Origin of the sequence: Pseudomonas sp. CFBP13528 (assembly GCF_005233615.1) — a bacterium.
Taxonomy (GTDB): Bacteria; Pseudomonadota; Gammaproteobacteria; order Pseudomonadales; family Pseudomonadaceae; genus Aquipseudomonas; species Aquipseudomonas fluorescens_AM.
Genome location: NZ_QGAJ01000024.1, coordinates 46,227 through 56,340, shown reverse-complemented (window position 1 = coordinate 56,340; position 10,114 = coordinate 46,227). Strand labels below are relative to the sequence as shown.

The 10,114-nt window shown below is 60.7% G+C and carries 7 protein-coding genes and 4 tRNA genes; 7 read left to right on the top strand and 4 right to left on the bottom strand.

All coding sequences use genetic code 11. The features are described 5' to 3' along the window. Positions 1-337: 337 nt before the first annotated feature. Entirely contained in the window at positions 338-1,345 is a 1,008-nt protein-coding gene (locus tag PspCFBP13528_RS26245) for an NADP-dependent oxidoreductase (protein WP_137201829.1), read from the bottom strand. A 228-nt stretch (positions 1,346-1,573) separates the two neighbouring features. Here PspCFBP13528_RS26245 and PspCFBP13528_RS26240 point away from each other — a divergent pair, with 228 nt between their 5' ends. The 3 genes from PspCFBP13528_RS26240 (at position 1,574) to PspCFBP13528_RS26230 (ending at position 6,032) form a co-directional block, all read left to right on the top strand. After that, entirely contained in the window at positions 1,574-2,335 is a 762-nt protein-coding gene (locus PspCFBP13528_RS26240; protein WP_137201828.1) for an SDR family oxidoreductase, read from the top strand. 202 nt (positions 2,336-2,537) lie between these two features. Then, a complete protein-coding gene (locus tag PspCFBP13528_RS26235; protein ID WP_101221135.1) occupies positions 2,538-3,950 on the top strand; it encodes a PLP-dependent aminotransferase family protein in 1,413 nt (470 codons plus the stop codon). Positions 3,951-4,064: 114 nt separating this feature from the next. After that, positions 4,065-6,032 (top strand): methyl-accepting chemotaxis protein, encoded by a 1,968-nt coding sequence (locus PspCFBP13528_RS26230; RefSeq protein WP_137201827.1) that lies wholly within the window; start codon positions 4,065-4,067, stop codon positions 6,030-6,032. A gap of 35 nt (positions 6,033-6,067) precedes the next feature. On the opposite strand, the gene PspCFBP13528_RS26225 is transcribed toward PspCFBP13528_RS26230, so the two are convergent. Together PspCFBP13528_RS26225 and PspCFBP13528_RS26220 are read right to left on the bottom strand one after the other, a co-directional pair. Further along, a complete protein-coding gene (locus tag PspCFBP13528_RS26225) occupies positions 6,068-6,880 on the bottom strand; it encodes an alpha/beta hydrolase (RefSeq protein ID WP_101221133.1) in 813 nt (270 codons plus the stop codon). A gap of 117 nt (positions 6,881-6,997) precedes the next feature. Continuing rightward, on the bottom strand, positions 6,998-7,756 hold the full coding sequence (locus tag PspCFBP13528_RS26220; RefSeq protein WP_065949101.1) for a hypothetical protein: 759 nt from the start codon (positions 7,754-7,756) through the stop codon (positions 6,998-7,000). 370 nt (positions 7,757-8,126) lie between these two features. On the opposite strand from PspCFBP13528_RS26220, the gene PspCFBP13528_RS26215 reads away from it, so the two are divergent. The 4 genes from PspCFBP13528_RS26215 to PspCFBP13528_RS26200 all read left to right on the top strand — a co-directional run bounded on the left by PspCFBP13528_RS26215 (position 8,127) and on the right by PspCFBP13528_RS26200 (position 8,541). Continuing rightward, positions 8,127-8,202, top strand: a tRNA-Glu gene (locus tag PspCFBP13528_RS26215). A 3-nt stretch (positions 8,203-8,205) separates the two neighbouring features. Next, positions 8,206-8,281: transfer RNA gene (locus PspCFBP13528_RS26210), tRNA-Gly, on the top strand. A gap of 105 nt (positions 8,282-8,386) precedes the next feature. Then, positions 8,387-8,462, top strand: a tRNA-Glu gene (locus PspCFBP13528_RS26205). A gap of 3 nt (positions 8,463-8,465) precedes the next feature. Next, a tRNA-Gly gene (locus tag PspCFBP13528_RS26200) sits at positions 8,466-8,541 on the top strand. A 70-nt stretch (positions 8,542-8,611) separates the two neighbouring features. On the opposite strand, the gene PspCFBP13528_RS26195 is transcribed toward PspCFBP13528_RS26200, so the two are convergent. Further along, positions 8,612-10,093 (bottom strand): PLP-dependent aminotransferase family protein, encoded by a 1,482-nt coding sequence (locus PspCFBP13528_RS26195; protein ID WP_137201826.1) that lies wholly within the window; start codon positions 10,091-10,093, stop codon positions 8,612-8,614. Between the last annotated feature and the right edge of the window lie 21 nt (positions 10,094-10,114).

Sequence of the window (10,114 nt, the reverse complement as noted above, 5' to 3'; positions counted from 1 at the left end):
GCCGGGTTGCCCACGGATTCAAGCCTGCGTTCGGCCAGCGTGGTTTAACGGGGCGCCTAAGATCAAAAGCAGATCAAGATCAAGATCAAGAGCGGCTCGCTTCGCATCGTGGAGTGGTGTGGGGGGCAAGCTTAATGCCAGTCAGTTAAGCGTACGCTGCCCTCTGTAGGAGCGAGCTTGCTCGCGAAAAACGTCAACGATAACGCGTGCTTTCTGGATGGACGCGGTGCCTGTGAGTTTTTCGCGAGCAAGAGCTAGGCGCCCCCCTCGCTCCTACAAAAAGCCTTGACTGATTGGCATTAGGACAAGCCCCTCCCACAGTTGTAAATGGGGTGTGTCAGCTGACCTTCAGCACCAATTTGCCAAAGTTCTCGCCGTTGAACAGCTTCATCAGCGTTTCCGGGAACGTCTCCAACCCCTCGACGATATCCTCCTTGCTCTTGAGCTTGCCCTGGGTCATCCAGCCGGCCATTTCCTGCCCGGCAGCGGCGAAGTTCGCCGCGTGATCCATCACCACAAAGCCTTCCATCCGTGCGCGGTTGACCAGCAACGACAAATAGTTGGCCGGGCCTTTCACGGCTTCCTTGTTGTTGTACTGGCTGATGGCGCCGCAAATCACCACCCGCGCCTTCAGCGCCAGGCGACTGAGCACCGCGTCGAGAATCTCGCCGCCAACGTTATCGAAATACACATCCACGCCTTTGGGGCACTCGCGCTTGAGGGCGGCGGGCACGTCTTCGTGTTTGTAGTCGATGGCCGCATCGAAGCCCAATTCGTCCACCAGGAACTGGCACTTGTCGGCGCCCCCGGCGATGCCCACCACGCGGCAGCCCTTGAGTTTGGCGATCTGTCCGGCAATGCTGCCGACCGCGCCGGCGGCGCCGGAAATCACCACGGTCTCACCCGGCTTGGGTGCGCCGGTGTCCAGCAGCGCGAAGTAGGCGGTCATGCCGGTCATGCCCAGCGCGGACAGGTAGCGTGGCAGTGGCGCGAGTGTCGGATCGACCTTATAGAAGCCGCGTGGCTCGCCGAGGAAGTAATCCTGCACGCCCAAGGCGCCGTTGACGTAGTCGCCGACCGCAAAGTCCGGATGGTTGGAGGCAATCACCTTGCCCACGCCCAAGGCACGCATGACGTCGCCAAGGCTGACGGGCGCAATGTAGGACTTGCCCTCATTCATCCAGCCGCGCATGGCGGGGTCGAGGGACAGGTACTCGTTGCGCACGAGTACCTGCCCGTCCTGCGGTGTGCCGACCGGGACTTCCTGATAGGTGAAGGTGTCCCGCGTGGCCGCGCCGACCGGGCGTTTGGCAAGCAGGAACTGGCGGTTGGTCTGGGCAGTCATGGCGGCAACTCTTTAGAAATGAAGTATCAGTGATAGACAAGGAATGGCCCGCGAGCAAGGTTATCCGAGCCACGCGAATGCTTGCCGATAGACAGGGTTGATACTCGCCCTTATGGCCTTATCACCAGGACTCATGCAGCACCAACCGGCCTTCTGATAGTGCTGACGCAGCGCTCCCATCGTTGGCTAGACTCGCCCGACGGCTATTAATCCCACAGGACATTTCCCATGAGCATGACATTTTCCGGCCAGGTCGCCCTGGTGACCGGCGGCGCCGCTGGTATTGGTCGCGCCAGTGCGTTGGCGTTTGCCGCCGAAGGCTTGAAAGTGGTGGTGGCCGACCTCGATGTGGCGGGCGGCGAGGACACTGTGGCGCTGATTCAGCAAGCCGGTGGCCAAGCGTTGTTTGTGCGCTGCAACGTCACCCTGGAGGCGGATGTGCAGCAATTGATGGCGCAGACCCTGGCCGCCTACGGCCGCCTGGACTATGCCTTCAACAATGCCGGGATCGAGATCGAGAAGGGCAAGTTGGCCGACGGTACGCTGGATGAGTTCGATGCCATCATGGGGGTCAACGTCAAAGGTGTGTGGTTGTGCATGAAGCATCAACTGCCGCTGTTATTGGCGCAGGGTGGGGGAGCCATCGTCAACACGGCGTCGGTAGCGGGTTTGGGCGCGGCGCCGAAAATGAGCATCTATGCGGCGTCCAAGCATGCGGTGGTCGGCCTGACGAAGTCGGCAGCCATTGAGTACGCGAAAAAGAAAATCCGCGTCAACGCCGTTTGCCCGGCGGTGATCGATACCGACATGTTCCGACGCGCCTACGAAGCTGACCCGCGCAAGGCCGAATTTGCGGCGGCGATGCACCCGGTCGGGCGCATTGGCAAGGTCGAGGAAATCGCCAGCGCTGTGCTGTATCTGTGCAGTGATGGCGCCGCCTTCACCACCGGCCAGGCCCTGGCGGTGGACGGCGGTGCCACGGCGATTTAAGACTTCACACTGCAACCTGATCGAAAAGGAATAGGGTGCCGTGGGGCGTTTCCATAGCTGGCAAAAAGCCGTGATTGAATGTGTTTCATTAGGTAAAAAATCCAATAAAATCAATGATTTAATAAATATCAAGACCGGGTTTTTTTGAGCTTCTGTGCTTAACTGTTTGGGTTGAATAACAAACAGTTGAAGTGAGTGGCTCATGGATTTAGGGATTGATCGACAAGCCCCAGTACCGGTGGTGCAGCAAATCATCAGCGCAGTCGCGGGATGGATTCGCAACAATGGGGTGAGCCCCGGCACACGCTTACCGTCCGTCCGGCAATTGGCCCTCGACAACCTGCTGAGCCAGTCCAGCGTGATCGAGGCCTTCGAGCGGATGGTGGCCCAGGGCCTGTTAGCCTCGAAAAACGGCGCCGGGTTCGTGGTGGCACAACCCGTGGCCGTTCAGGAGAACCCGTGGCACGAAGGCGCCGAACTGGGGTGGGGCAGCTTTACCGACGGCCCTTTGGGCGAGCTTAAACTCGGCTGTGGCTGGCTACCGGACGCCTGGCGCGAGAGCGATGACATCAACTACGCAATCCGCGAAGTCAGCCGCACCGACACCGCAGGCCTGTTCAACTACAGTACGCCCCTGGGATTGCCGGCCCTGCGTGAACAATTGCTCAAGCGCCTGACCCAGATCCATGTGCCCAGCAGCCTGGAGTGCATCCTGACGACTCACGGCGCCAGCCATGCCCTGGACCTGCTGATCCGCACCCTGCTCAAGGCGGGCGATACGGTGGTGGTCGAGACGCCGGGGTATGGCAACCTCTATCGGCAATTGGCCTTTCACGGCGTCACCTTGCTCGAAGTGCCGCGCACGCGCAGCGGCCCGGACATCGAGGTGCTGGAGGCACACCTGCAATGCCATCGCCCCAAGTGCCTGTTCATCAACAGCCTCTATCACAACCCTACCGGCACCAGCCTGTGCCGCGCGGTGGCCGAGCGTTTGCTGGCGCTGGCCAGCAGCCGGGATTTCCTGATCATCGAGGAAGACGTCTACGGCGACCTGCAACATGCCAGTTGCACGCGGCTGTCGGCGTTGCCCCATGAAGACCGCGTCATCTATGTCTCCAGTTTTTCCAAGACGCTGAGCAGTGCCTTGCGCGTGGGCTACCTGAGCGCCGGTGCGGCGATCATCGCGCAACTGACGCATCTCAAGACCCTGACGGGCATTGGCACTTCGCGTTTTGCCGAAGCCATGGTGGCGACCTTGCTGGCCAACGGTACCTACCGCAAGTGGGTACAGCGCCTGCGCAAGCGTCTGAATACGCAAATGGCCGCCACCCTGCAGGTGCTGGAGGATGAAGAATGGCAAGTGTTTGCGGTCCCCGCCGGCGGCATGTTCCTGTGGGCGCGACCTGGCGCGCAGAACCCTTCGCGTGTGCAGGCGTGTGCCCGCAGGCTGGGAGTGTTGCTGGCGCCGGGAATGCTGTTCAACCCCAAGGGTGAATGCAGCGAGTGGCTGCGCATCAACGTGGCCTATGCGGCGGATCAGCGCGCATTGGCGCTGTTCCGTGCCCTGGGGCCTGCCAGATCGACCTCGACCATTCTGAAAACGACGGGCGTGTAGCTTTTTGCCATTATTGTGGCGCCGATGACTTGTGCTCAGTGCCCCGTGGTTGCCAATCTCGCTGCTGGTAACGCGGGTGTATGGCATCTGCCATTGCGAGAGGACTCAAGTGCAATGATTTCGGGCGCGCAACGACGTTTTGCCAACCTCGGTATGGCGAAAAAACTGGGCTTGGGGTTCACCCTGGTGCTGCTGCTGACGGCACTGGTCGCGGCCATTGGCGTAGGGTCCCTGCAAACCGTTGGTCAACGCTTCGAAGGCCTCAAGCGTATGTCTTCGCTCAACAGTGACCTGCTCAAGGTGCGCCTGATCGAACAGGATTATGCCTTGCACGCCGATCCCAAATCGGTGGATGCCCTGCATGAGCGTGTCGACGCACTGACTGCGCTGGCGGCCAGCCTCAAGGCCCAGTCCGCCGCCAACGTGCCGGTCATGACCGAGGTGGAGCAAGCCCTGGCCGCCTACCGCAAGGCGTTCGACGAGTTTGTCGAACTGACCCAGGCCAAGGACCTGGCCCTGGAAATGGCCAGTTGGTCGGTGTCCAGCGTGGCCAATAATCTCGATGTGTTGCAGGCCGGCCTGGCGGACGACGGCGCCTATGCCCTGAAGGAAAGCCAGGGCAAGGAAGGTGCCGAGTTTATCGAGCAGGCGGGGCAGGTGAGCCAGGTGGCGCGGTTGATGCTGCAGGCGATGAACGAAGCGCGGCTGCGCCTGGATCAGAGCCGCAAGGCCGATGCGGACGAGGCCGGGCAGGGCAGGATCGAACAGGCCGACCAGGCGCTGGCTCAGGCCGAGCAACTGAAAACCTCGGTCAAGGACCCCGGTTACCAGACCGTGCTGAATGAAGTGTCCGGGCATATCGCGTCGTTCAGCGAAAAGCTTGGCGAATACACCGGCCTGCTGGCACAGGAAAAAGTGGTTTACCAACAGTTGCATGATCGCGCCGATCAGGTGGTCAGCCGGGTCAACCAGGCCTATGACACCGAAGACCAGTCGATGCAGGCGCAACTGGCCAACAGCGCGCGGCTCATCATCGGTTCATCTGCCCTGGCGTTGCTGGTGGGGCTGATGGCGGCATGGGGGATTACCCGCTTGATCGTGGCGCCGCTGCGCAGGGTAATCGCCGTGGCGCAGCAGATTGCCTCCGGTGACCTGACTGGGCGCATGGAGGTCAGCCGCCGCGATGAAATCGGCCAGTTGATGCAGGCGATGCAGCAGATGGGCAACGGCCTGAGCCATATGGTCAGCGGGTTGCAGGCGGGTATCGAGCAACTGGCCAGTTCGGCGCATTCGTTGTCCAGCGTGACCGAGCATACCAACATCGAGGTCAGCAGCCAGAAGGAGGAGACCGAGCAGGTGGCTACGGCAATGAACCAGATGACCGCCACGGTGCACGACGTGGCACGTAACGCCGAAGAGGCCGCGCAAGCGGCGCAGACGGCGGATGACAAGGTCGACAGTGGCCAGCAGGTGGTGCGCACGAGCTTGCAGCGCATCGAATTGCTGGCCACCTCCAGCAACAGTGCCAGTGCCAGTATCGAGAGCCTTAGCGCGGAGATCCAGAACATCGGCGCGGTGTTGAATGTGATCAAGAGCGTCGCTGAGCAAACCAACCTGCTTGCCCTGAACGCCGCGATTGAAGCGGCCCGCGCAGGCGAGCAAGGACGCGGCTTTGCGGTGGTCGCCGACGAGGTGCGGGCCCTGGCCAAGCGCACCCAGCAATCGACCGAGGAAATCGAACGTCTGGTCAGCACCTTGCGCAGTGCGGCGCAGTCGTCGGTGCAGCAGATTCAGCACAGTGGCGAGCTGGTTAAACTGGCGGTCAGTGATGCGTTGGAAACCGAAAGCGCCTTGGGCAGCATTGCCGCGGCGGTGTCATTGATCCAGCAGATGAACCAGCAGATTGCCGCAGCAGCCGAAGAGCAAAGCTCGGTGGCCGAAGAGATCAACCGCAGCGTCACCAGCATCCGGGCGAGTGCCGATCAGTCGGCGTTGAGCATGCAAGGCAACGCCGCGTCGAGCATCCAGCTGGCGCAGTTGGGCGCGGAGCTCAGGGGCATGGTGGGGCACTTCCGCCTCTGATCGCAGCCGGTCGCTGCGATCAGAGGGGGAGGGGGTCAGGCGTTGTTGGCGAGGAATGTCAGCAGCGCTTCATTGACGAACTCCGGATTCTCCCGGCTGGAGATGTGCCCGGCGTCGGGGATCAAGGTCAGGGCGCAGCCGATCAGTTCGGCCATTTCCTCGGCTTCTGCGGGTGGGCGAGGCTTGTCCTGTTCGCCGCACATGACCAGGGTTGTATCGCAATCCAGGCGAGGAAGCTGATCGAGGATGTCTTCGCGGCTGAAGATCAAGCGGCCCAGGGGCACCACGCTGTCCAGCAGGCGTTCCCGGGAAAAGTCCTGCAGCGATTGGCGAAAGTCCTGATACAGCGCTGATTCGCGGTCGATTTGCGGGCGGAAGAAGATCGGCGCGATCACGTCCAGCAACGGTTCAGGAATGGCGCCGGCGTCTTCAATCATCTTGAACAGCGAGAAGTAGTACTCGCGCGTAGCGTGCGGCTCGGCGCCGAGGTAGGTGTCCATCAGCACGAGGCTGTTGATGCGCTCAGGTGCCAGCAAGGCGAGGCGGGCGCCCCACATGCCGCCGACCGACAGGCCCACCAGGTTGATCTGCGGGATGTCCAAGTGGACCAGCAGCGCCAGGTGCTGACGTGCCAGGTCGTCAAGGGAGCGGGTGGTTGCGGGCAGTGTGCCCGACTCGCCATGGCCCCACAGTTCAGGGACGATCACACGGTATTGCTGCGACAGCGCTTCGATCTGCGGTGCCCACATGTCGCGGTCCCACAGGTAGCTCGAACCTAACAAGACGACCGGGCCGGTGCCCTGGTCGATATAGTGCAGCGGTTGTCCATCAATCACGGCGACAGGCATAGCGGGCCTCTAACTTCACGGAGTGAGGGGCACTTTTTTACGCTAGTCGGGGGCGGGGGGATAGGTGCATTTTGATGGCACGTGGCGACGGAACGTCGCCACATAGCCAGAAGGCTATCAATCGTAGATGGCTTTCTTTTTCCACTCGGCATCGGCGTCGACGACTTTCAGGCCTTCGGTCAGTTCGTTGACTTCGTCTTCGGCTGGCTGGCTGTTGGTCAACACCGTGGAGTTGGCGCGCGCCAATTGCGACTCCAGCGTTTTCAGCTGTGCGCTGTACAGCACCGGTTCCGGCTGTTTGCGCAGGTACTGCACGCCGCGCTCGAACGCCAGGCGCGCCTGGCCCGGTTGACCTTGCTGCAGGGCATGCTGGCCGAGGTTGTTGAAAAATTCGATGTGCAGCAGCACCAGGATATGGCGGATTTCCTTGATCCAGTGCTTCGCTTCGTTGGCCGGCAGGAAGCCGTCCTGGGCCGCGCGGGTGACTTGGCCATGCAGCGCTTCGAGCAAAAAGCGCACATCCTTGGCCTTGGCTTCGGTCTGGATCGGCGCGGGCGGGTTGGCCACCGGAATCGATTCGCCCTGAGCGATCAGTGCGTTGAGCTCGGCGATCCGTGCCTTGAGCGCGGCGCTGGATTTGTTGAGGTTCAGCAGGCGTTGGTTGACGTTGAGTTCCAGGCGGGTCAGCAACAGCTTGAGCGCCGGGGTCATCAATTGGCCGGGAAAAGTCTCGGTGATTTCACCACAGCGACGCAGCCGATCATTGAGCTCGATCTCGGTACGCTGCTTTTCCAGCTTATTGTTTTCCACCACATGGTTCATGTAGCCAATGGCGATCAGTATTGCGATCCCGGCTATAACCAGCAGGGTGATCATGAGTGGTGTCACCGGTGTGACCTCTTCAAGGGGTTTGCTGTGGAGTGTAGTGACTGAGCTATCCGGCGGATAGGACTGTTCGACCAGTTGCCCAGGTAGTTTCTTCTATATAGGTAAGTGTCTGCGGCGTGACTGCATATTGCCATCAGCTGCCTGTGGCAACTATAGCGCCTTGTCGGGCGCCAGAATATAGGCGCCAGGGTTCGGGCAGCCAGAATGCCCGAGCAGGCTGGTAAACCAGGGCGAAGTCATTGATTTAAATAAATTTATCCTTGGGGGTTGACGACCTTTGAATCCATCCATAGAATGCGCGCCACTTACAGCGTAAAGCACACAGCGAAACGCGGTAGGGAGTGAATGTTGTACGTGTGTCCCCTTCGTCTAGTGGCCTAGGACACCGCCCTTTCACGGCGGTAACAGGGGTTCGAGTCCCCTAGGGGACGCCATATGCGGGAATAGCTCAGTTGGTAGAGCACGACCTTGCCAAGGTCGGGGTCGCGAGTTCGAGTCTCGTTTCCCGCTCCAATTTACAAGCAGTGTGGCCTTCGGGCGGCATTGAGTGAAACCAGGACCCCATCTTCGGATGAGGCCTCTGGGCACTGAAATACACACCATGTGTTTCAGTAGCGTGTCCCCTTCGTCTAGTGGCCTAGGACACCGCCCTTTCACGGCGGTAACAGGGGTTCGAGTCCCCTAGGGGACGCCATTTGCGGGAATAGCTCAGTTGGTAGAGCACGACCTTGCCAAGGTCGGGGTCGCGAGTTCGAGTCTCGTTTCCCGCTCCAATTCAAATAAAAAGCCACTCAATCGAGTGGCTTTTTTTTGTCTGTGATTTATATAACAGCGCTGATCGTGCTAAAGAGCATTCACCGCTTGAGCCAGCCGCAACGTAGCCTGACGGATTTCTTCCTGATTGAGCGACGCAAAGCCCAACCGTAGCGCATTCTCCGGCTGGCCCGTCGGCGAGAATTGCCGGCCGCTGCGCACCACCAGTCCGTGGTCAAGGGCAGTTTTTACCATCCGCTCAACGTCGATTTCATCCTCGAAACGCACCCACAGCGCCAGGCCGCCCTCGGGCTCGCGCACCTGGATACGCTCGCCCAGCGACTCGTGCAGGCAGGTTTGCAACGTCTCTCGACGCCCTCGATATTCTTTCGACACGCGGCGCAGGTGCTTTTTCAGTTCACCCTCATTGATCAGGTCCGCCAGCATTTTCTGAGCGACGGCGTCGGCATCCCCCAGCATCAGCGCCGCATTGCGGTGCAGGGCTTCGACCACCTCAGTGGGGGCCACTACATAGCTGCAACGAAACGTCGAGCCCAACGCTTTGGAGAGCGAGCCGATATAGATCACATGGCGCTGGGAACGGTCACTGGCAAGCGGCAGGTAGGGGCGACCGTTAAAGTGGAATTCGTGGTCGTAGTCTTCCTCGATGATGCAGAAGTCGTACAGCGCTGCGAGGGTCAGCAGTTGTTGTCGCCGCGCGGCGTGCAGGCTGACGGTGGTCGGGAACTGATGATGCGGCGTGAGGTAGATCATGCGCACTTTATGCTGCTGGCATAAGCGGTCGATCTGGTCCGTACGGCAACCTTCTTCGTCGATGTCCACCGTGACCAGTTGCGCGCCCAACTGACGAAAAATTTCCCACGCCGGTGGGTAACTCAAGCGCTCCACCAGTACCACGTCGCCCGGTTTGATCAGCAGGCTGGCACTCAGGTACAGCGACATCTGGGTGCCCTGGGTCAGGCAGATATTGTCGGCGTTGACGGCCAGCCCGCGATTGCTGCGCAGCATCTCGGCGAGGGCGCAGCGCAAGTGATAGCCGGTGCCTTCGCTGCCGTAGCGTACGGTGTTGGAGGCAAAGCTGTTGCGCAGGGCGTTGCGGTAGTAACGATGCAGCACCGCTTGCGGCAGCAGGCGGTGGTCGCTGGTGCCGTTGTCGAAAAACAGCGCGTCATGCCGATGCTGCAGCGCAGTGACCTGGGCGTTATGGGTGAAATACGGCACAACCGGCTGCGCCAGAATGGGCGGCGCGAAGGACTGCAGGGCATGGCCGGGCAGTTGCTTGGGCGTCAGTTGGGCATTGACGAAAGTGCCGCGACGCGGCTCGCTGATCAGCCAGCCTTTGGTCAAGGCTTCTTCGTAGGCGAGGATGACCGTCTTGCGGTTGACGTCGAGCAACTGCGCCATTTGCCGCGTCCCTGGCAGCAACGTGCCGGGCGGCAGGCGCCCTTCGACGATCGCGGTCACCAGGCCCTCGGCTATCTTGCGGTAGGAAGCGTGTGGCGGGTCTGCGTCGAGCTTGAGTAGAGGACGCCATTTACGCATCTGGACCATCTGAAGTATCCGAAACTGGAG